The sequence below is a fragment of the Salinarimonas ramus genome, from assembly GCF_014645695.1.
Classification (GTDB): Bacteria; Pseudomonadota; Alphaproteobacteria; order Rhizobiales; family Beijerinckiaceae; genus Salinarimonas; species Salinarimonas ramus.
Map to the genome: position 1 here is coordinate 72,054 of NZ_BMMF01000006.1, position 20,918 is coordinate 92,971.

Annotated in this window: 22 protein-coding genes and 1 tRNA gene; 10 read left to right on the plus strand and 13 right to left on the minus strand. The window is 72.2% G+C overall.

Going from position 1 to position 20,918, the window contains the following annotated elements:
• The first annotated feature begins 58 nt into the window (after nucleotides 1–58).
• Complete coding sequence (locus tag IEX89_RS11385; RefSeq protein WP_188912948.1) at nucleotides 59–865, plus strand: hypothetical protein; 807 nt, start codon at nucleotides 59–61, stop codon at nucleotides 863–865.
• 8 nt (nucleotides 866–873) lie between these two features.
• On the opposite strand, the gene IEX89_RS11390 is transcribed toward IEX89_RS11385, so the two are convergent.
• Nucleotides 874–1,185, minus strand: a complete 312-nt coding sequence (locus IEX89_RS11390; RefSeq protein WP_188912950.1) for a DUF1476 domain-containing protein — start codon at nucleotides 1,183–1,185, stop codon at nucleotides 874–876.
• Between the two features lie 299 nt (nucleotides 1,186–1,484).
• Here IEX89_RS11390 and purC point away from each other — a divergent pair, with 299 nt between their 5' ends.
• Complete coding sequence (gene purC, locus IEX89_RS11395) at nucleotides 1,485–2,279, plus strand: phosphoribosylaminoimidazolesuccinocarboxamide synthase (RefSeq protein ID WP_029031503.1); 795 nt, start codon at nucleotides 1,485–1,487, stop codon at nucleotides 2,277–2,279.
• Nucleotides 2,280–2,301: 22 nt separating this feature from the next.
• Here the strand turns inward: purC and IEX89_RS11400 are convergent, their stop codons facing one another.
• Nucleotides 2,302–3,054 carry an SDR family oxidoreductase gene (locus IEX89_RS11400; RefSeq protein WP_188912952.1) on the minus strand — a complete coding sequence of 251 codons (753 nt, stop codon included), beginning with the start codon at nucleotides 3,052–3,054 and terminating at the stop codon, nucleotides 2,302–2,304.
• Nucleotides 3,055–3,112: 58 nt separating this feature from the next.
• Here IEX89_RS11400 and IEX89_RS11405 point away from each other — a divergent pair, with 58 nt between their 5' ends.
• The gene (locus IEX89_RS11405; RefSeq protein WP_188912954.1) at nucleotides 3,113–3,754 is read left to right on the plus strand and encodes a TetR/AcrR family transcriptional regulator; all 642 of its coding nucleotides are present in this window, start codon (nucleotides 3,113–3,115) and stop codon (nucleotides 3,752–3,754) included.
• Here the strand turns inward: IEX89_RS11405 and IEX89_RS11410 are convergent.
• A complete protein-coding gene (locus IEX89_RS11410; RefSeq protein ID WP_188912956.1) occupies nucleotides 3,735–4,007 on the minus strand; it encodes a BolA family protein in 273 nt (90 codons plus the stop codon). The genes IEX89_RS11405 and IEX89_RS11410 overlap by 20 nt on opposite strands.
• 138 nt (nucleotides 4,008–4,145) lie before the next feature.
• Here IEX89_RS11410 and IEX89_RS11415 point away from each other — a divergent pair, with 138 nt between their 5' ends.
• The 6 genes from IEX89_RS11415 to IEX89_RS11440 all read left to right on the plus strand — a co-directional run bounded on the left by IEX89_RS11415 (nucleotide 4,146) and on the right by IEX89_RS11440 (nucleotide 10,547).
• Entirely contained in the window at nucleotides 4,146–4,787 is a 642-nt protein-coding gene (locus tag IEX89_RS11415; protein WP_188913404.1) for a J domain-containing protein, read from the plus strand.
• Nucleotides 4,788–4,937: 150 nt separating this feature from the next.
• Nucleotides 4,938–5,939, plus strand: coding sequence for a cobaltochelatase subunit CobS (cobS, locus tag IEX89_RS11420; RefSeq protein WP_188912958.1), 1,002 nt, complete (start codon nucleotides 4,938–4,940; stop codon nucleotides 5,937–5,939).
• Nucleotides 5,940–5,947: 8 nt separating this feature from the next.
• On the plus strand, nucleotides 5,948–7,864 hold the full coding sequence (gene cobT, locus IEX89_RS11425; RefSeq protein WP_188912967.1) for a cobaltochelatase subunit CobT: 1,917 nt from the start codon (nucleotides 5,948–5,950) through the stop codon (nucleotides 7,862–7,864).
• A 10-nt stretch (nucleotides 7,865–7,874) separates the two neighbouring features.
• The gene (locus IEX89_RS11430; protein ID WP_188912969.1) at nucleotides 7,875–8,918 is read left to right on the plus strand and encodes an esterase-like activity of phytase family protein; all 1,044 of its coding nucleotides are present in this window, start codon (nucleotides 7,875–7,877) and stop codon (nucleotides 8,916–8,918) included.
• 112 nt (nucleotides 8,919–9,030) lie between these two features.
• Nucleotides 9,031–10,224 carry a benzoate/H(+) symporter BenE family transporter gene (locus tag IEX89_RS11435; RefSeq protein WP_188912981.1) on the plus strand — a complete coding sequence of 398 codons (1,194 nt, stop codon included), beginning with the start codon at nucleotides 9,031–9,033 and terminating at the stop codon, nucleotides 10,222–10,224.
• A gap of 80 nt (nucleotides 10,225–10,304) precedes the next feature.
• Nucleotides 10,305–10,547, plus strand: a complete 243-nt coding sequence (locus tag IEX89_RS11440) for a DUF1902 domain-containing protein (protein WP_188912982.1) — start codon at nucleotides 10,305–10,307, stop codon at nucleotides 10,545–10,547.
• Nucleotides 10,548–10,780: 233 nt separating this feature from the next.
• Here the strand turns inward: IEX89_RS11440 and lexA are convergent, their stop codons facing one another.
• The 8 genes from lexA to IEX89_RS11480 form a co-directional block, all read right to left on the minus strand.
• Nucleotides 10,781–11,488 (minus strand): transcriptional repressor LexA, encoded by a 708-nt coding sequence (gene lexA, locus IEX89_RS11445; protein WP_188912984.1) that lies wholly within the window; start codon nucleotides 11,486–11,488, stop codon nucleotides 10,781–10,783.
• Nucleotides 11,489–11,828: 340 nt separating this feature from the next.
• A complete protein-coding gene (locus tag IEX89_RS11450; RefSeq protein ID WP_244645314.1) occupies nucleotides 11,829–13,007 on the minus strand; it encodes an IS481 family transposase in 1,179 nt (392 codons plus the stop codon).
• A gap of 391 nt (nucleotides 13,008–13,398) precedes the next feature.
• A complete protein-coding gene (locus tag IEX89_RS11455; protein ID WP_188912989.1) occupies nucleotides 13,399–14,619 on the minus strand; it encodes a molybdopterin molybdotransferase MoeA in 1,221 nt (406 codons plus the stop codon).
• 16 nt (nucleotides 14,620–14,635) lie between these two features.
• Complete coding sequence (gene moaC, locus IEX89_RS11460) at nucleotides 14,636–15,115, minus strand: cyclic pyranopterin monophosphate synthase MoaC (protein ID WP_188912990.1); 480 nt, start codon at nucleotides 15,113–15,115, stop codon at nucleotides 14,636–14,638.
• Entirely contained in the window at nucleotides 15,112–15,915 is an 804-nt protein-coding gene (gene trpC / locus IEX89_RS11465) for an indole-3-glycerol phosphate synthase TrpC (RefSeq protein WP_188912992.1), read from the minus strand. The genes moaC and trpC overlap by 4 nt, the downstream gene beginning before the upstream one ends.
• An 8-nt stretch (nucleotides 15,916–15,923) precedes the next feature.
• Complete coding sequence (gene trpD, locus IEX89_RS11470) at nucleotides 15,924–16,937, minus strand: anthranilate phosphoribosyltransferase (protein ID WP_188912995.1); 1,014 nt, start codon at nucleotides 16,935–16,937, stop codon at nucleotides 15,924–15,926.
• A 220-nt stretch (nucleotides 16,938–17,157) separates the two neighbouring features.
• Nucleotides 17,158–17,244, minus strand: a tRNA-Leu gene (locus IEX89_RS11475).
• 119 nt (nucleotides 17,245–17,363) lie between these two features.
• Nucleotides 17,364–17,711 (minus strand): FliM/FliN family flagellar motor switch protein, encoded by a 348-nt coding sequence (locus tag IEX89_RS11480; RefSeq protein WP_188912997.1) that lies wholly within the window; start codon nucleotides 17,709–17,711, stop codon nucleotides 17,364–17,366.
• Nucleotides 17,712–17,730: 19 nt separating this feature from the next.
• Between IEX89_RS11480 and lipB the strand changes: the two genes are divergently transcribed.
• Entirely contained in the window at nucleotides 17,731–18,513 is a 783-nt protein-coding gene (gene lipB, locus IEX89_RS11485; RefSeq protein ID WP_244645316.1) for a lipoyl(octanoyl) transferase LipB, read from the plus strand.
• A 17-nt stretch (nucleotides 18,514–18,530) separates the two neighbouring features.
• Here lipB and IEX89_RS11490 read toward each other — a convergent pair whose 3' ends face one another.
• Nucleotides 18,531–19,079 carry a DUF1499 domain-containing protein gene (locus IEX89_RS11490; RefSeq protein WP_188912999.1) on the minus strand — a complete coding sequence of 183 codons (549 nt, stop codon included), beginning with the start codon at nucleotides 19,077–19,079 and terminating at the stop codon, nucleotides 18,531–18,533.
• Between the two features lie 135 nt (nucleotides 19,080–19,214).
• Nucleotides 19,215–20,825: a LysM peptidoglycan-binding domain-containing protein gene (locus IEX89_RS11495; protein WP_188913001.1), complete on the minus strand. Its 1,611-nt coding sequence runs from the start codon at nucleotides 20,823–20,825 to the stop codon at nucleotides 19,215–19,217.
• Between the last annotated feature and the right edge of the window lie 93 nt (nucleotides 20,826–20,918).

Sequence of the window (20,918 nt, forward strand, 5' to 3'; positions counted from 1 at the left end):
CAATAATCCTGCAAGCCGAACGCATCAGAGCGCGCGTCGCGGCTCCGAGGACAGCGCCATGGCCGACCCTACCTATACCGCGCCCGCAGGCGCGGCGCATACCGATTCGTCCCCGTCCGACCCCGCCACCCAGAACCCCACCCCCTCCGAGCCCCCGCTCTCCGCCCTCGCCACCGAGTTGCGCTCGCGGGTGGCCATGGTCGAGGCGCTGGGCGAGCGGCTGTCGCGGGAGGGGGTGGACGACGACGCGCGCGATGCGCGGCTGCGCGCGCCGTGGGCGGCGTGCGATGCGCTGGCCGGGCGGATCGCCAGGCGGGCGTCGCGCACGCTCCTCGATCTGGAGGCGAAGGCGGCGGCGTTCCTGTGGCTCGATTCCGGGGCGACGTCGGCGGACGACGAGCCGCACGCGCGCCTCGTCGCCGACGTGATGACCTTCCTCGCCGGGGGCATCTCGGACTGTCTCGCCCCCGACCATCGCGACACGCCGCTCGACGTGCCGCGTCTGTTCGCGACGATCGAGACGCAGGCCCTCGTCGCCCGGGCGCGGACGGTGGGCGACCTCCTCGCGCTCCACGAGATCGGCCGCCTCCTGCGCGAGCGCGCCGGCGCACCCGCGGACGCATCGCCGGAAGCCGTCGAGGCGCTCGACGCCACGCGCCTCGCGCTCGGCGGCCTGGGCGCCGAGCTGGAGGAGGAAGCCGCCGCCCGGCTCGCGACGACCGAGCCCCGGACGGCGGAGGAAGCGCGCGGGCGCGCCATCGCGCTCTATGTCCGCGAGGCGGCGGCGCCGGTGCCCGATTGCCTGGAGCGCGCCGCGCGCGTCACGTTCCGCCTCGGCTTCGATCTGCCGGGCCACGTCTCGTAGGGCGCGCCTCAGGCGCTCTCCACCTCGTGCACCGCCCGGGCTAGGAGGTCGAGCATCTGCTTGCGGATCTCGGCGTCGGAGACGGAGGCCGGCAGGTCGGCGCGCAGCTGCTCGTAGACCTCGGCGTCGCCGGGCTTCTTCAGGTCGGCGGAGACGACGGAGCGGGCGTAGGCCTCGGCGTCCTCGCCGGTCTTGCCGAGGATCTCCGCGGCCCACAGGCCGACGAGCCGATCGCGGCGGGCGATCGCCTTGAAGCGGAGCGCCTCGTCGTGCGCGAACTTGTTCTCGAAGGCGGCTTCGCGGTCGTCGAAGGTGGTCATGGTCCGGGTCCGTGCGCGTTGAGCTGGGGGAGGGCGCTCGCGCCCTGCTCCTGCGGGTATATCGCCGGGGCCCGGCGCGCGCCACCCGGCATGCTGCGTACGCGAAGGCGCCCCGCGCGGGTCGCATGCGTCGTTCACGCAGGAGCGCGACGCGGGTGAAACGTTCGTTGTGAATCCCCATCTCTTCGGATAGGGTCCCCGGCGAACGGGCGGCCCTCATTGCCGCTCGACCGCGCTCGCCACCTCCACGTTCCTTCACCGGCGGGCCCGTTCGAGAGCCAGGAGCCTCAGGCCTTCCCATGGACTTCAACAAACCACGGTATACGCCAATGAATCGCCGCCGTCGGATCTACGAGGGCAAGGCGAAGGTCCTGTTCGAGGGGCCCGAGCCCGGTACGCTCATCCAGCATTTCAAGGACGACGCGACCGCCTTCAATGCCAAGAAGCACGAGGTGATCGACGGGAAGGGCGTGCTGAACAACCGCATCAGCGAGTTCGTCTTCCAGCACCTCAACGACATCGGGGTGCCCACGCACTTCATCCGTCGGCTGAACATGCGCGAGCAGCTCATCCGCGAGGTGGAGATCATCCCCCTCGAGGTCGTGGTGCGCAACGTCGCCGCCGGCTCGCTCGCCAAGCGCCTCGGGCTGGAGGAGGGCACGCAGCTGCCCCGCTCGATCATCGAGTTCTACTACAAGAACGACAAGCTCGACGACCCGATGGTGTCCGAGGAGCACATCACCGCCTTCGGCTGGGCGACGCCCCAGGAGATCGACGACATCATGGCGCTCGCCATTCGCGTCAACGACTTCCTGTCGGGTCTCTTCCTGGGCGTCGGCATCCGTCTCGTCGACTTCAAGATCGAGTGCGGCCGGCTTTGGGAGGGCGACATGATGCGTATCGTCGTCGCCGACGAGATCTCCCCCGATTCGTGCCGGCTGTGGGACATGAAGTCCGCCGAGAAGCTCGACAAGGACCGCTTCCGCAAGGATCTCGGCGGCCTCATCGAGGCCTACACGGAGGTCGCGCGCCGCCTCGGCATCCTCGCCGAGACCGACGGCGTCCCCATGGGCGGCCCGCGCCTCGTGCAGTGAGGCGCCGGCCGCGTCCGGCACGTCAGGACATCACGTCCGTCCAGCCGCCGTCGGCGACGAGCTCGGTGCCGGTGATGTACGACGCGTCGTCGCTGGCCAGGAAGAGCGCGGGCCCCGCGATCTCGTCCGGCGTGCCGAAGCGGCCGAGCGGAATCTTGGCCGCGAGCGTCTGCGCGATGCCCTGGAGCTGCTCAGGCGAGAGCCCGAGCTTGCCGTAGATCGGCGTCTCGATCGGCCCCGGGCTGATCGCGTTGACGCGGATACCGCGGGGCGCGAGCTCGCCGGCGAGGGTCCGCACGAGATTGCGCGCCGCCGCCTTCGTCGCGCCGTAGACCAGCGTCCCCGGCATGCCCATGCGGCCGTTGACCGAGGTGTTGACGACGATGGCGCCGCCCCGCGGCAGGTGGCGTGCCGCGGCCTGCGCCGTGAACAGGACGGCCCGCGCATTCACTGCCATCAGGTCGTCGAAGAGCGCCTGATCCGCGGTCTCGATGGACGCGAAACGTGCGGCACCGGCGTTGAGGAAGACGATGTCGAGCCCGCCCATCCGTCGCGCCGCCTCGTCGACCGCGGCGGTCGTCGCGCCGACGTCGCGGGCGTCCGCGGCGAGGGCGACGACGTCGCCCAGCGCGTGCTCCGCCTCGGCGAGCCGGCCCGCGTCCGCGCCCGTGATCGTCACGCGGGCGCCCTCGGCGAGGAAGCGCCGCGCGGCGGCGAACCCGATCCCGCTGGTCCCGCCGGTGACGAGGACCTTCTTCATCGAAAACCGTGACATGGTCGTTCTCCAGGGTTATAAGTACCGATGAGTCCGAAATAGATCGGGGCGGATCGCCATGCAAGAAAAAACGAACTCGCAGGTACGAAAAAGTGCGCGAGGCCGTGGCCGCCCCTCCACGCTCGACGAGGAGCGCGCGCTCGACGCGGCGTTGGACGCGTTCTGGCGGCGCGGCTACGCGGCGACCGACATCGACGCCGTCGCCGCGGCCGCGGGCACCGCGAAGCCGAGCCTCTATCGCCGCTTCGGCTCGAAGGAGGGCTTGTTCCTGGCGGCGCTGGAGCGGTACGCCGGCGGGCACGGGACGCAGCCGCTCGCGGCCTTCGCGGCCGAGCGGGACATCGCGTCCGCGGTGCGCGCCTTCTTCCGGACCGCGGTCGAGGGGCAGACGACGCCGGGGCGGCCGACCGGGTGCCTCTTCGCGTGCTCCGCCGCTCCGCTCGCGGAGAGCCAGGCGGCGGTCGGAACGCTCCTCGCAGACGGGACGCGTGCGGCGCACGCCGCCCTGGTGGCGCGGTTCGAGGCGGCGTCGGCCGACGGCGAGCTGCCGCGGGGCTTCCCGGCGGCGGCCCGGGCGCAGCTGATGCTCGACGCGATGCAGGGGCTCGCCCTGCGGGCCCGCGCGGGCGCCGATCGCGCCGCCCTCCTCGCAGACGCCCGGAGCTATGCGGACGTCGTGCTCAGCCCGGCTCCGCCTTGATCGCCAACGCGTGGAGCCCACGCGCGAACGCCTCCGCGAGGGCGGCGTTGACCATGCGATGACGCTCGACGCGGCTCTTGCCCGCGAAGGCGTTCGAGACCACCTCTATGCGGAAGTGGGTCTCGCCGCCCTCGCGCCAACCGGCGTGACCGGCGTGAAGGTGGGATTCGTCGACGACCGAGAGGCGCACGGGCGCGAACGCGTCCGAAAGCCGCGTCTCGATCAGGCTCTTCATGCTGGGCGTGTCGCTCATGCCGGGCCGGCTCTCCGCGCGTGTGGAATGCCTGCCCTGCGTCGCCTGCGCCGTGTCGCCGCGTCAAGCCCCGTTTGCGCCTCGCGCGCACACCTCTGCCCTTGCCCGCGCGCGGTCATGGCTCATAATCACGGGACCATGGACTTGAACTCGCCCCTGTTCGACCGCATCCGCATCAAGCCGAAGGCCGAGAAGGCCGCCGACGATGCGAAGACCTCGCAGTCCCCCGCCTGCGAGCATCCCGGCTGCACCGGCCAGGGGCTCTATCGCGCGCCCAAGGGCCGCGGGCAGGAGGGGAAGTACTGGCGCTTCTGCATGGACCACGTGCGCGCCTACAACGCCTCCTACAATTACTTCAAGGACATGCCCGACGACGCCGTCGCCGCCTACCAGAAGGAATCGATCATCGGCCACAGGCCGACCTGGTCGATGGGCGTCAACCCGGCCGCGCGCGAGCGCGCCGCCAAGGGCGCGCGGGGCGCGGGCTACAAGCGCGATTGGGCCTACCACGATCCCTTCGACGTGCTGCGCGAGGGCGGCGTGGGCGAGACGCGCCGCGCGCCGGAGCCCCCGCGCCCGCGCTATTCCGGCCCGGTGCGCCAGGCGCTCGACGTGCTGGGGCTCGAGGAAGGAGCCGACCCCGCGACGATCAAGGCCGCCTACAAGGCGCTCGTGAAGAAGTTCCACCCCGACGCGCATGGCGGCGATCGCTCCTACGAGGAGCGGCTGCGCGACATCATCCGCGCCCACGACACCCTCAAGACCGCCGGCCTGTGCTAGGAGTGCCGGCGACACCGTGATGCGGCGCGCGAGGCGCCGAGACCGGCCTCGACGTTGCATGGCGCGGCGACGGGGCGTAACCAGGACCGCGAGCGCGCGAGGCGGCGCCGAGTTGGGCGCCCGCGCGAGGTCCGCGAGAAAGAGGCGTTCATGCAGGCGACGACCGAGACCCGAGCCGACACCACCTCCGGCATGCCGGACATGAAGCTGTCCGTTCGCCAGACCTTCGGCATCGACAGCGATCTCGAGGTGCCGGCCTTCTCCTCGGGCGAGGAGCACGTGCCCGAGGTCGATCCGGACTACATCTTCGACCGCGAGACGACGCTCGCCATCATCGCCGGCTTCGCCTACAACCGCCGCGTGATGGTCACCGGCTATCACGGCACCGGCAAGTCGACCCACATCGAGCAGGTCGCCGCCCGGCTGAACTGGCCCTGCGTGCGCGTCAACCTCGACAGCCACGTCTCGCGCATCGACCTGATCGGCAAGGACGCCATCGTCCTGCAGGACGGCAAGCAGGTCACGGAATTCCGCGACGGCATCCTGCCCTGGGCCTACCAGCACAACGTCGCCCTCGTCTTCGACGAGTACGACGCCGGCCGTCCCGACGTGATGTTCGTGATCCAGCGCGTGCTCGAGAGCTCGGGCCGGCTCACGCTGCTCGACCAGAGCCGCGTCATCCGCCCCCATCCCTCCTTCCGCCTGTTCGCCACCGCCAACACGATCGGCCTGGGCGACACGTCGGGCCTCTATCACGGCACGCAGCAGATCAACCAGGCGCAGATGGACCGCTGGTCCATCGTCACGACGCTGAATTATCTCGAGCACGACCGCGAGGTCGAGATCGTGCTCTCGAAGGTGAAGTCCTGGCAGGGCACGGACCAGGGCCGCGACACCGTCAACAAGATGGTGCGCGTCGCCGACCTCACCCGCAACGCCTTCGTCAACGGCGATCTCTCCACGGTGATGAGCCCGCGCACGGTCATCACCTGGGCGGAGAACGCCGAGATCTTCGGCGACGTGGGCTTCGCCTTCCGCCTGACCTTCCTCAACAAGTGCGACGAGCTCGAGCGCAACCTGGTGGCCGAGTTCTATCAGCGCTCCTTCGGCAAGGATCTGCCGGAGAGCGCCGCCAACGTCGTGCTCACCTGAGCGTCCGCATGGCGATCTCCAACCGAAAGCCCGGCGAGAAGAAGGAAGCGCCCAACGAGGGCATCAAGCGCTCGGTGGCCGCATGCCTGCGCGCCATCGCCCGCAAGCCCGAGCTGGAGGTGACCTACGCCTCCGACCGGCCGCTGCTCACCTCGGACCGGGCGCGCCTGCCCGAGCCGCCGCGCAAGGCGTCCTCGCACGACGTCGCCGTGATGCGCGGCCACGCGGACGCGATGGCGCTGCGCCTCGCCTGCCACGACAGCGCGATGCACCGCCGCCTGACGCCCGACGGCGCGGCCGCGCGCGCGGTCTTCGACGCCGTCGAGCAGGCGCGGGTGGAATCCATCGGCTCGCGGCGAATGGAGGGCGTGGCCGACAATCTCGACGCCATGCTCGAGGACCGCTACCACCGCGGCGGCAAGTACGAGGACATCACCGACCGCGCCGACGCGCCCATCGAGGACGCCCTCGCGCTCATGGTGCGCGAGCGGCTCACCGGGCGCCGCCCGCCCAAGGCGGCGGCGAAGATCGTCGACCTGTGGCGCGAGCACATCGAGGCCAAGGCCGGCGGCGACCTCGACGGGCTGCTCTCCACCATCGAGAACCAGCGCGGCTTCGCCCGGGGCGTGCGCGACCTCCTCGTCTCCCTCGACATGGTCGAGCAGAGCGAGCTCGACCCCGAGGACAGCGAGGACGACGAGGAGCAGGAGGGCGAGGACCAGTCCGACGACAGCCAGGAGGGCGAGACCGAGGAGGACGCGCAAGGCCAGCAGGCCGAGATCGAGATCTCCGACGACGCCACCGACGACATGGAGGAGGGCTCGCAGGAGGCCTCCGACGGCCCGTCCGGCGAGATGCCCGAGGAGGCCGACGAGGCCGACAGCGAGGAGGCCAACGAGAGCTGGCGCCCGCCACCGCCGCGCGCCAACGAGCCGCGCATGCCGGACTACAAGGCCTTCACGAGCGCCTTCGACGAGATCATCCACGCCGAGGATCTCTGCGAGGCGGAGGAGCTCAACCGGCTGCGCGCCTATCTCGACAAGCAGCTCTCGAACATGCAGGGCGTCGTCGGGCGCCTCGCCAACCGGCTGCAGCGCCGGCTTCTCGCCCAGCAGAACCGCTCGTGGCTCTTCGACATCGAGGAGGGCATCCTCGATCCCGCACGCCTGCCGCGCGTGATCATGGACCCGATGACGCCGCTCTCCTTCAAGCAGGAGAAGGACACCGACTTCCGCGACACGGTGGTCACGCTGCTCCTCGACAATTCGGGCTCCATGCGCGGGCGCCCGATCACGGTGGCGGCCACCTGCGCCGACATTCTCGCGCGCACGCTCGAGCGCTGCGGCGTGAAGGTCGAGATCCTCGGCTTCACCACGCGCGCCTGGAAGGGCGGACAGTCGCGCGAGCAATGGCTCGGCGCCGGCAAGCCGCCGAACCCCGGCCGGCTCAACGACCTGCGCCACATCATCTACAAGTCCGCCGACGAGCCCTGGCGGCGGGCCAGGCGCAATCTCGGCCTGATGATGCGCGAGGGGCTGCTCAAGGAGAACATCGACGGCGAGGCGCTCGACTGGGCGCACAAGCGGCTTCTCGGGCGGCCCGAGCAGCGGCGCATCCTGATGGTGATCTCCGACGGCGCGCCGGTGGACGATTCGACCCTCTCGGTCAACCCGGGCAACTACCTCGAGAAGCACCTGCGCTTCGTCATCGAGGAGATCGAGACGCGCTCGCCCGTCGAGCTCATCGCCATCGGCATCGGCCACGACGTGACGCGCTACTATCGCCGCGCCGTCACCATCGTCGACGCCGAGGAGCTCGGCGGCGTGATGACGGAGAAGCTCGCCGAGCTGTTCGAGGACGACGGCCCCGCGCAGGCAGCCCCGATGCCGCGCCGCGCCGCCGGCGGGCGCAGGGGCTCGCGTTGAGGGGCCTGCGTTGAGGCTCACGAGGCGGCGGTTCCTCGCGGGAGCCGCGACCCTGGCGGCGGGCGCCCTCGCGCCCGGCCCGCGGGCGCGCGCGGACCTGCCGGGCCCCCTGCCGCTCTCGCTGCGCACCTATCCGATCGCGCATTTCGGGCCCCGCGGCCTCGTCGACGGCCTCTACGGCCGCCTGCGCTACCGGGCCGGGCTCGAGCTGCAGGCGGGAGAGGAGGCCTTCGGCGGGCTCTCCGGCCTCGTCATGGTGGAGGGCGGCGCCTCCCTCCTGGCGGTGTCCGACCACGGCTACTTCCTCGCGGCCGACCTGCTGCGCGGGCTCGCCGGCGAGATCGTGGGGGCGAGCGACGCCGTCCTCGTGCCGCTGAAGGGTCCCGACGGCGGGCTCCTGTGGCGCTCGGGCTTCTACGACGCGGAGGCGCTGACGCTCGCGGGCGGGACCGCCTATGTCGGCGTCGAGCAGGAGCAGGCGGTCTTCGCCTACGATCTCGCAGCCGGCATCGCCGCGCCGGGCGCGCGCATCGCGCTCTCCCCGCGCGTGCGCGCTGCGCTCGACCCCTGGCCCGGCAACAAGGGCATGGAAGCGATCTTCGTCGCGCCCGCGCCCTCGGCCTTCCCCGGCGCCCTCGTCGCCGTGGCCGAGCGGGCCGTGCGGGGCGCCGACGCGCCGACGGTCGGCGTCGTGCTCACGGGCGAGGCGGCGGGCACGACCTTCGCGCTGTCGCGCGAAGGCGGCTTCGAGATCACCGACTGCGCGGTGCTGCCCGGGGGCGACGTGCTCGTCCTGGAGCGGCGCTACGCGCTCACCTCCGGCGTCGCGGCCCGCATCCGGCGAATCGCCGGCGCGGATCTCGTGCCCGACGCGACCCTCGACGGGCCGGTGATCTTCGAGGCCGACTGGACGAACGCCGTCGACAACATGGAAGGGCTCGCGATCCATCGCGGCCCCGGCGGCGAGACGCTGCTGACGCTCGTCGCCGACGACAATTACTCGCTCTTCCAGCGCACGCTGCTGCTCGAGTTCGAGCTCGTCGACCCGGCGTGAAGCGGCGGGCGCCGCGGTGCGGCCCTCGTGGAGTGCAACCCTTCTCGGCGTTCGCGTCCCTGGCGCTCGCGCCGGCGGCACGGCATGGTGGCGCCGACGAGCGGAGGCACGCATGAGCGGGACGGCGGGCGAGACCACGGCAACGACGGCGGCGGCGGGCGGGGGAGGGCTGATCCAGCCGCTCTCCGCGGGCGCGCTCGCCGCACTCGTCGGCTTCGCCTCGACCTTCGCGCTGCTGCTGCAGGGCTTCGTCGCGGTTGGCGCCACGCCGGCGCAGGCGGCCTCGGGGCTGCTCGCCGTGTGCCTGGTCAAGGGCTTCCTCGCCATCGGGCTGTCGTGGCGCACGCGCCTGCCGATCTCCATCGCCTGGTCGACGCCCGGCGCGGCGCTGCTCGTGGCGACGGGCGCCTATCCCGGCGGGTTCCCCGTGGCGGTGGGCGCCTTCCTCGCGGCGGCCGGCCTCGTGATCCTGGCGGGCGTGATCCGCCCCTTCGGCCGCGCGGTGGAGCGCATCCCCATGCCGCTCGCCGCGGCCATGCTGGCGGGCATCCTGCTCGATCTGTGCCTCGCGCCCGCCCGCGCCTCGCTCGCCGAGCCGACGCTCGCGCTGCCCATCGTCGTCGTCTGGGCGCTCGCTTTGCGCTTCGCGCGGCCCTACGCCGTGCCGCTCGCCGTTCTCGTGACGATCGGGCTCGTCTTCGCGGCGACGCCGCTGCCCGAGGCCTCCTGGGCGACGCTCGCGCCGCGCCCGATCCTCGTCGCGCCCGTCTTCTCGCTCGATGCGATGATCGGGCTGGCGCTGCCGCTCTTCCTCGTCACCATGGCCTCGCAGAACGTGCCGGGGCTCGCGGTGCTCGGCGCCAACGGCTATCGTCCGAAGGTCGGGCCGATCTTCGTGGGAACCGGCGTCGCGAGCGCCATCGCTTCCGCTTTCGGCGGCCACCTCGTCAACCTCGCCGCCATCACCGCCGCGCTCTGCGCCGGGCCCGAGGCGCACCCCGATCCCGCCAAGCGCTGGGTCTCCGCCGCCGCGGCGGGCGCCGTCTACGTTGCGCTCGGGCTCTCGGCCGGCGCGGCGGCGGCATTCATCGCGGCCTCGCCCCCGGTCCTGATTCAAGCGGTGGCCGGCCTCGCGCTGCTGACGAGCTTCGCCGGCGCGATCCAGGCCGCGCTCGCCGACGAGCGCGCGCGCATGGCGGCCCTCGTCTGCTTCGTGACGACGGCGTCGGGCGTCGCCTTCTTCGGCATCGGTGCCCCGTTCTGGGGGCTTCTCGCGGGCGGGGCGATGTGGCTGCTGCGGCGGTGAGGGGGCGTTGCGCCGGCGCTGCGGCCGGCTCATCATGTGACCGGCTAGGCCGAGGGTCCCGGCCGACGAGAGAGGCGATCATGTCCAACCGACGCTTCACGGTTCGCACGGTCTACGATCCGGATGCGGGCGTCTTCTACACGAAGAGCGACATCGTCGGCCTTCACGTCGAGGCGCGCACGCTGGACGAGGTCGAGGCGCTCGTGCTGGAGCTCGCACCCGATCTCATCGTCGCCAACCACATGACGAAGCCGGACCTGATCGGCCGCCCGCTGGCCGATCTCATCCCGATGATCGTGCTCGAACGCCCGAGGGCCGCATGACGTGGTAGACGGGTATTACAAGATCGTCGCCGCCGAGCTGAAGCGTCTCGGCTTCCGCTACGTGAAGAATGCCAAGAAACTGCACGAGAAACGGGTTCGCACGAGAAGTGGGCGAACGAGGAGGGGCGGCTCCTGATCGTGCCGCGCAACCTCCTGAGCCGTCATCTCGCCAACGCGATCCTCGCCGATGCCGGCAGCGAACGCCGGCTGTGATCGCGGACGCTCCGCCGTCCTCAATACCGCCTGAACAGGCTCACCAGCTTGCCCTGGATCTTCACCCGGTCCGGGCCGAGCACGCGGGTCTCGTAGGCCGGGTTGGCGGCTTCGAGCGCGATGGAGGAGCCGCGGCGGCGGAAGCGCTTCAAGGTCGCCTCCTCGTCGTCGATCAGCGCGACGATGATGTCTCCCGTATTGGCCACGTCCTGCTTGCGCACGACGACGATGTCCCCGTCGAGGATACCGGCCTCGATCATCGAATCGCCGCGGACCTCCAGCGCGAAATGCTCGCCCGAGGCCACGAGATCCGGCGAGACCGTGATCGAATGGCTCTGCGACTGGATGGCCGAGATCGGCACGCCGGCGGCGATGCGACCCATGACCGGGATCTGGATGCCGCGCTCCTCGTCGGCGACGACGGGGGCGGGCGGGGGCGCGGCCTTGGGCTTGGCGGCGAGGCCGCCCTCCACCACGCTCGGCGAGAAGCGCCGGGCGCTCGTCACGCCCATGCCCTCGGGCAGGCGCACCACTTCGAGCGCGCGCGCGCGGTTCGGCAGGCGGCGGATGAAGCCGCGCTCCTCCAGCGCGGTGATCAGCCGGTGGATGCCGGACTTCGACTTGAGATCGAGCGCGTCCTTCATCTCGTCGAAGGAGGGCGGCACGCCGGTCTCGCGGACCCGCTCGTGGATGAATCGAAGCAATTCGTGCTGCTTGCGCGTGAGCATGGGCGTTCCCGTCTCCGATCCCCCCGCGCCGTCGGCCGATTGGCTGCCTTTCGACTCGCTGCGCGAATCGCTTCGACGGTGTCGCGGAAAACAAACGAGGAACTTATACCCGTTCCCCATGCGTTCCGCAACCCCACGAGCAGCGCTCGCGCGACGCGACGTCGCGGGAGGGTGAACGAGGCGGCGCATCTTCCCCGGAGGGGAGGAGTCCGCGCCTCGGCGCGGGCGGTGGGGCCGTGCGATTTTCCTGCTCGCCGGCCCGCCCCCTCCCCACCCTCCGGCTCTCGAGTGTCCAGCGGATAAATGACTGACAGATTGGACCGGATGAATGGTTGACACATCACGGCACCTGATCGGTCGTTTTCGCCGGCCGGTCCCCCGGCCGGGGGACCGGCCGGCGGCGGAGCTTTCGGGTTCGTCGATCGATGATGCCGATGGGGACGTCGAAGTAGCGGACCACCCACTCGCCGTCGTGCGTTTCCTCGATGGCGACGGGCTCGCCGACCAGAGCCTTGGTGATGTGCACGAGGCTGCCGTCCCACTTGATCTCGCCGGCCTGGCGGACCTTGCGCACCGCCGCTTCCGGCGGATAGTCCGGCTCCGGCAGGCGGTCGGGGAGCGGGCGCGGGGTCGGCCGGAAGAGGTGCGCCGGAGGCGTCTGGCCGAGCGCTTCGTGGGGACGCTCGTGATTGTAGTCGTGGCGGAAGGCGTCGAAGCGCGCCTGCTGCGCGGCCCTGTCGGCGGCCGGCGGCGTCATGGCCTCGCGCAGGAGCGTGCCGTGGAAGCGCTCGTGGCCGCCGTTCTGCTGCGGCTGGCCGGGATCGATGCGCTCGTGGCGGATGCCGAGCTTGATCCACCGCACGCCCAGCGTCGTCAGCCCCGTCGCCCCGCTCGAGGCGAAGGGCGCGCCGTTGTCCGTGCGGATCACGTCGGGCAGCCCGTGCTCGCGGAAGGCCTGCTCGAACAAGGGCTCGGCCTCCTCCGTGCGGGTCGAGGCGGTGGCGCCCAGCACCAGCAGGAAGCGGCTGAAGCCGTCCGTCACCGTCAGCGGCTCGAGTCGCTCCCGGTCGCCGAGCCGCACCCAGCCCTTGTGATCGGCACACCAGACGTGATTGGGCCGCTGCGGCCGGGTCAGCTCCTCGAGCCGCGGCGGGGCGTGACGGTGCAGGCGCCGTCCGCTCACCAGATCGGCCCGCTTGAGGATCTCCCCCACCGTCGAGGCCGACGGCCAGGGCGTCTCCGGCGCGCGCGCGCGCAGCTTCGCCACGAGCTTGCGCGGGCCCCATGTCGGCCGCTCCCGCCGCAACGCCACGATCGCCTCCACGACCGCATCCGGCGTCGCACGACCGTGCCGATGCGGGCCGCGCGGGCGATCCACGAGACCCGCCGCTCCCAGAGCCCGGTACCGGCGAAGCCACTCGTAGCCCGTCTGGCGACTGATCTCGAACAACGCGCACAGCTCCGTCATCGTGTGCTCGCCTTCATCCGCGAGCAGCGCGAACCGCATCCGCTGCTTCATCACACAGCTCTCGTTCCAAGCCATCGGCAGGTCCCCCTGCCGCCAGAACTGAACTGTCAACCATTCAACCGGTCCATTCCGTCAAGGATCTATCCGGTCCGGACACGAGCCGTCGTCCTCCCCTGCGGGGAGGTGGCGGTCGGTTTGCGTCATCGGCGTCGGTGGCTCGACGTCGGTGTCTCGGCGGCGAGGTTCAGGCGTCTCCGTCCTCGACGTTCGCGTCTTCCGCCGACCTCGCATCCTCCCCGGAGGGGAGGAGTCCGCGCCTCGGCGCGGGCGGTGGGGCGGTACCGATCATCCTGCACGCCGGCTCGCCCCCTCCCCACCCTCCGGCCCTCGGGCCGTCGTCCTCCCCTGCGGGGAGGTGGCGCGCGTCATCGCGCCCCACGCCTCACATCACCCCGTCCAGCCGCACGATCTCCACCACCTCCCCTCGCTCCAGCGCCGGTGCCTTCACGGGGCGGACGATCAGGGCGTCGGCGCGGGCGAGGATGCCGAGCATGGAGGAATCCTGGATCGGGGCGGGGGTGACCTCGGGGAGCGCGCCGGGGCGGGGGGCGAGGGTGGCGCGGACGTAGTCCTCGCGGCCGTCGTTCTCGGGGAGCGGCGCGCCCAGCACCGCCCATTCGGTGGCGAGGCCGTCGGCGTGCGGGTCGCCGACGAGGGCGCGGATCGCGGGGCGCAGGAAGAGCAGCGCGCAGACGAGGGAGGAGACCGGGTTGCCGGGCAGGCCTAGGAAGAGCGTGCCGTCGAGCGTCCCGTGCATCAGCGGCTTGCCCGGGCGCATGGCGATCTTCCAGAAGCCGAGCCGCATGCCGGCCTCGCGCAGGGTCTCCTGGACGAGGTCGTGGGCGCCGACGGAGGCGCCGCCCAGCGTCACGATGACGTCCGCCTGCGCCGCCCGCGCCGCCGCGAGCTTCTCGCGGATGGCGTCCTTCGTGTCGCGCGCGATGCCGAGCGAGACCGGCTCGCCCCCGGCGGCCGCCACGAGGGCTTCGATGGCGAAGAGGTTCGAGGCGACGATCTGGTCGGGCCCCGGCGTCTCGCCGGGCATGACGAGCTCGTCTCCGGTGGCGATGACGGCCACGATCGGCCGGCGGCGCACGGGGAGCGCGGGATGGTTCATCGCGGCGGCGAGCGCCAGCGAACGGGCGTCGAGGCTGCGGCCTGCGGGGACGAGGACGTCGCCCTCCTCGAAATCGAGGCCGCGCGGGCGCACGAACCGGCCCGCCGCGGCACCCTCGCGGATGCGCACGTGACCCTCGTCCAGCGCCTCGGCGTTCTCCTGGACGACGATCGTGTCGGCACCCTCGGGCACCGGCGCGCCGGTGAAGATGCGCACCGCCTCGCCGGCGCCGAGCGTGCCGGCGAAGCGCCGGCCGGCGGCCGAGGTCCCGACGACGCGAAGCTCCACCGGCGCCGAGGCGACGTCGGCGGCGCGCACCGCCCAGCCGTCCATGGCGGAGGCGGCGAAGGGGGGCTGCGTGCGCATCGCGACGAGATCGCGCGCCAAGGTGCGCCCGGCGCATTCCGCGAGCGGCACCGTCTCCGTTGCGAGCGGCGCGCCGGCGGCGGCGACGATGCGGGTGCGGGCCTCGGCGACGGAGATCACGGCGCGCGCCCCCCGCTCACGGCTCGGCTCGGTACGTGCCCGAGCGCCCGCCGGTCTTCTCGAGGAGGCGAACGCCCTCGATGCGCATGCCTTTGTCGGCGGCCTTGACCATGTCGTAGATCGTGAGGCAGGCCACCGAGACGGCGGTGAGCGCCTCCATCTCGACACCGGTCTGGCCCGCGACCTTCACCTCCGCCGTGACGCGCACGCCCGGAAGCGCCTCGTCGATGGCGCAGTCGACGCGCACCTTCGAGATCATCAGGGGATGGCACAGCGGGATCAGCTCGTGGGTGCGCTTGGCGGCCATGATGCCCGATATGCGCGCCACCCCGAGCACGTCGCCCTTCTTGGCGTCGCCGGCGCGGATGATCGCCAGCGTCTCCGGCTTCGTGATCACGACGCCCTCGGCGATCGCCGTGCGGGAGGTGACGTCCTTCTCCGAGACGTCGACCATGTTGGCGGCGCCGGTGGCGTCGATGTGGCTGAGCTCGCTCACGCGGCCTCTCCGAGGAGGGTTCGGGTGGCGCCGGCGACGTCCGCCTGGCGCATCAGGCTCTCGCCGACGAGGAAGGTGTCGATCCCCGCCGCACGCAGGCGCGCGATGTCGGCGGGGGCGGAGATGCCGCTCTCGCCGACGACGATGCGGTCGTGCGGGATGAGCGGTGCGAGGCTCTCGGCGACGGCGAGCGAGACCTCGAAGGTGCGCAGGTTGCGGTTGTTGATGCCGATCAGCGTCGCGGGAAGGGCCAGCGCGCGCTCGAGCTCGGGGGCGTCGTGCACCTCGACGAGGGCGTCCATGCCCCATTCGTGCGCCGCCTCGACGAGGGCGCGGGCTTCCGCGTCCGTGACGCTCGCCATGATGACGAGGATGCAGTCCGCGCCCCAGGCGCGCGCCTCCGCCACCTGGTAGGGCTCGAACAGGAAGTCCTTGCGCAGAGCCGGCAGCGCGCAGGCGGCCTTGGCGGCGGCGATGTAGTCCGGCCGGCCCTGGAAGGAGGGCGTATCCGTGAGGACGGAGAGGCAGGCGGCGCCGCCCGCCTCGTAGGCGGCGGCGAGGGCCGGCGGGTCGAAATCGGGCCGGATGAGGCCCTTCGACGGGCTCGCCTTCTTGATCTCGGCGATGAGCGCCGGGCGCCCCGCCGCGATCCGCGCGCGGATCGCGTCCGCGAAGCCGCGGGGCGAGGCCGCGTCGCGGGCGCGCGCGGCGATCTCGGCGGGCGGGATCGCTGCCTTGGCGGCGGCGATCTCCTCGCGCTTGTAGGCTTCGATCTTCGCGAGGATGTCGCTCTTGCTCATGGCCGGCCTCACGCCTGCGAGGCGCGCACGAGGCGCGCGAGCGCCTGCTTCGCGGCGCCGTCGTCCACGGCCTTCGCCGCCATGGCGACGCCCTCGGTGAGATCCGCGGCGGCACCCGCGACGACGAGGGAGGCGCCCGCGTTCAGGACCGCGACGTCGCGATAGGGCGTCTTCTCGCCGTCGAGCACGGCGCGCAGGGCAGCCGCGTTGTGGGCGGGATCGGCGCCCTTGAGGTCCTGCGGCCGGGCGATCGGCAGGCCGACGTCGCGCGGGTCGATCTGGAAGGAGCGGATCTCGCCGTCCTCCAGCGCCACGACCTCGCTCGGGCCAGTCGTCGTCAGCTCGTCGAGCCCGTCGGAGCCGTGCACGACCCAGACGCGCTCGGAGCCGAGCGCGCGCAGCGTCTCGGCCAGAGGCCGCATCCAGGCGCGGGAGAAGACGCCGAGCAGCTGGCGCTTCACGCCGGCGGGGTTCGAGAGGGGACCCAGAAGGTTGAAGATCGTGCGCGTGCCGAGCTCGACGCGGAAGGGCGCCACGTGGCGCATGGAGGCGTGGTGGGCCTGAGCGAACATGAAGCACACGTTCGCCTCCGAGAGGCAGCGCGCCAGCGCCGCGGGGTCGAGGCCGAGCGTCACGTCGAGCGCGCCGAGCACGTCGGCGGCGCCGGATTTCGAGGAGGCGGCGCGGTTGCCGTGCTTGGCCACCGGCACGCCGCAGCCGGCGACGATGAAGGCCGCGAGCGTCGAGATGTTGTAGGAGCCCGAATGGTCGCCGCCGGTGCCGACGATGTCGATGGCGTTCGCCGGCGCGGTGACCCGCAGCATCTTGGCGCGCATGGCGGAGGCCGCGCCGACGATCTCGTCGAGCGCCTCGCCGCGCACGCGCAGAGCCATCAGGAACGCCCCCGCCTGCGCCGGCGTCACCTCGCCGGACAGAAGCGCGTCGAAGGCCGCGCGCGCTTCGTCCTGCGAAAGGGCGGCGCCGGTCGCGACCTTGGCGAGATAGGGCTTGAACGCATCCATGATAGCGGCTCCCGCGTCTCCTGCAGGGTTCCTTAGCAAGCGTGGAGGCCGGGGGAAAGGCCGCGATCGACCACCCGGCGCGACGGCTGCCCGAGCGGCAGCGCGGGTAGGCGAGACGGCGGGGATGCGAGAGGTGGGATCCGAAAGCACGAAGGCCGCCGGGTCGCCCCGACGGCCTTTCGTGACAACCCTTTTCGGCTCCGACGCCCCGCACCATGTCTGGTGCGGCCGAGAGGATTTGAACCTCCACCCCGTTTCCGGGACTAGCACCTCAAGCTAGCGCGTCTACCAATTCCGCCACGGCCGCGGAGCCCGTTTCGGGGGCACCGCCCCCGGGGTGCGCAGCGTGTAACAGATCGAATCGGGGGCGACAAGCGGCATTTCTGGACGCCGGCAAAAATTCGGCGAAACGTCCGCAAACGCCTCTCAAGCGCCTTCCGCGGGCTCCGCACCGGCCTCGCGAGCCATGATCGCGGCCGCTTCCTCCAGCGCATCGCTCACCGAGAGCGCGTCGCCGATGGTCGTGCCGGGATCGGAGATGCGCGCGGGCTTGGGGATGATCTCGGTGATCTCCACCTGGATGCGCGTGCCGGTGACGACCACCTGGCCGCGGGCGATGGGATGGTCGTTGGCGCGGATCTCGACCATGTCCGTGTCGGAGGATTCGAGCTCGATCACCGCGCCGCGGCCCATGCGCAGCAGCATGTGCACGGGCATGTGCGTGCGCCCGAGCACGATCGTCAGATCGACATGAAGGCCTTCGAGACTGGACACGCGGCGCGAACTCCCCGACATGAGACGTATGACCCCGAACGACCGCGACCGCACGAGAGAGACCGTCTCGATGCTTGCCGATCATGGTGAACGCCCGGTTAACGATCGCGCCGCGCCCGCCGGCGGCTTCCGTGCGGCGCCGGGCTCTCCGCCGGTGGAATGGGCGATCGCGGAGGGGCTCGTGCCCTACGAGACGGCGCTCGCCACGATGGAGGCCCGCGCCGCCGCCATCGCCGCCGGCGAGGCGGCGGAGCGGGTGTGGCTCGTGGAGCACCCGCCGCTCTACACCGCGGGCACGTCGGCCAAGGAGGCGGACCTCGTCGCGCCGGGGCGCTTTCCCGTGCACGTCGCCGGGCGGGGCGGGCAATACACCTATCACGGCCCCGGCCAGCGCGTGGCCTACGTCATGCTGGACCTCACCCGTCGGCGCCAGGACCTGCGCGCCTACGTCGCCGCGCTGGAGGAATGGCTGATCACGACGCTGGCCGAATTCAACGTGCGCGGGGAGCGCCGGGAGGACCGGGTCGGCGTCTGGGTGCGCCGCCCGGAGAAGGGCGCGGGCGTCGAGGACAAGATCGCCGCAATCGGCATTCGCGTGCGGCGCTGGGCGACGTTCCACGGCATCGCGCTCAACGTCGAGCCGGACCTGACCCATTTCGACGGCATCGTGCCCTGCGGCGTGCGCGAGCACGGGGTGACGAGCCTCGTCGATCTCGGCCTGCCGGTGACGATGCCCGAGGTCGACGCCGTCATGCGCGCGACCTTCGAGGAGATCTTCGGCCCGACTGTCGCCGCGGGCTGAGCGGCTTCGGCGCGCCCTCAGGACGCGACGCCCGCCTCCGCGGCGACGCGGCGCTCGATCTCCTCGAGCCAGCGCTCGAGCCGCGCGCGGTTCACGCCCATGTCCGAATAGCCGATCTGCGAGCGCGAATAGAGCGCGAGGCGCGAGCGCCCGGGGCCGGCGCCGTAGATCCGCGCGGCGATCGTATCGGGATAGCGCATCAGCCCCGTGCGGGCGACGAAGCGGTCCGTCTCCTCCCGGATCGAGGCGTAGACGATGTCCGTGCGCGGCTCGGCGCTCGCCACCTCGACGACGATCTCGCGCAGACGCGCGCCGGGCACGTCGTAGACCGGCGTGACGATGTCGACGGGCGCCGCGCACACGCCCTCGGGGCAGGCGAGCGCGTCGTTGGGGCTGTCGCTGCGCGCCATGCGCTCGAAGTCGACGGGCCCGAGATCGGCCGGGCCGAAGAGGGCGGTGTAGACGTCGTCGATGCCCCCGGGCTCGGGCCCGCGCCACAGGAGGAAGCCGAAGCCAGCCCCGGCGAGGAGGGCCGTGGCGAGGGCGATGCGGGCGGCGGAGCGCATGGCGCGTTCGTCTCCTTTTCGGAAAGGCTGCGAGAGGATGGTGCGACGGGACGACGGCGCAAGTGCCGCGCCGGTTCCGCCCCGCCGGTTACGCCCCGCCGGGCCCGCGGTGCTCGCGTGCGGCGCCGCGACGCCTCAGCGCGCGTCGGCGGCCTCGGCGCCCGGCTCCATCGTCGGCAGGACGAAGACCTGGCCGGGGAAGATCAGGTTCGGGTTGCGGATCTGATCCTGGTTCGCGTCGAAGATCACCGTGTAGCGGATGCCGTTCCCGTAGATCCGCCGCGAGATGCGCCAGAGGCTGTCGCCGCGCACGACGAGGGCGGTGTTGATCTCGGGGATCGTCAGCGTGGCGGTGCGCGCCTCGCCCTCGCCCTCGAGGATCACGGCTTCGTCCGCCGCGACGGCGGGCGCCTCGGCCGAGGGATCCGCCGACGGATCGGCGGCGGCGACGTCGACCTCCGCCGCGGTCTCGATCGCGACGTCTGTCTCGAGCGCCGCCTCGGGAGCCTCGTCGGCCGCCTGCGCGACCTCGGGCAGCGCCGGCATCTCGAAGGTCACCTCGGCGCGGGAGGTCACGCGGCCGTCGCCGTCGTCGATCTCGTCGAGGCGCACGCGGTAGAGGCCGGGCCGTACGCCGCGGCCGATGGCGAAGGAGACGGCACCCGTCGCGCCCGCCTCGGCGCCGCCGACGAAGGTCTCGTTGAGGTAGAGCCGGACGTCGGCACCGGGCGCGCTCTCGCCGGAGACGTAGAGCCCGCCGCCGCTCTCGGCCTCGACGCTCGCGATGCGCACGCCCGGGCGCGTCGGTGGAGGTGCCGCCGCGTCGGCGCGGGCGACCTGGACCGCGGGCGCCTCGTCCGCCGCAGGCTCGGCCTGCGCGTCGGCGACCTCGGTCTCGGCAGTGGTATCGTCTCGGGCAGCAGCGTCCGCTGCCGCGGCGCTCTCGGGCGCCTCCGGCTGCGAGAGGATGCGCGTCGCGGCGCCCGGCTCGGCGAGGGCGACGACCGGGGCGGCGTCCTGCGTCTCGGCCACCACCACGGTGACGCTCTGGCGACCGCGGCGGGCCGAGCCGTCCTCGTCGCGTACCTGGAGCGCGATCTCGTGCGTGCCGGGCGGCAGCGGCGGCGGGATGAAGGCGAAGGCGCCGGAGGCGTCGGCGACGACGATGTCGTGCGTCTCGCCGTTGCGCAGGAGCTCCACCGTGGCGCCGGCGCGGGTGCGCCCGGCGATGACGGCGTCGCCCGTGGGCTCGACGCGCACGAGATCGAAGGAGGCCGCGTCCTCCGCGACGTCGTTCGCCGCCTCGGGATCGGCTTCGGCGACGGGGGCCTCGTCGGCGAGCGGCAGGGTCGGCAGGGGCTCGACGGGATCGATGGCGGCCACCTCGGTCTCGACAGGCGGCGTATCGGTGGCCGCCGCGGCGACCTCAGGGGCGACCGTCTCGGCGACGTCCGTCTCGACGACGGGCGTCTCCGGGGCGGTCTCGGCGACCGGCATGTCGGCCACCGACGTCTCGGCGGCAGGAGCCTCGTCCACGACCGCGTCCGCCACCGCGGGCGTCTCGACGACCGGCTCGGCCGGAGCCGGCGCGGGATTCGCCGCGGCGCTCTCGCGCGCGGAGACGTCCTCCATCGCGGTGACGGCGGCGTCGGTGCGGCGCTCGCTCGACCAGTGGAGACCGATCCCGCCCGCGACGAGCAGGAGCGTGACGATGATCGCGATGGCGCGACGCCGTTGGACTGACACGGCCGATCCGTCCTCTGCACTCACGGCGCGCACCCTGGCGCACCGACCCTGAAACGGTTTACTTTCCCTGTGCGTCGACGGAAACCAGAATCG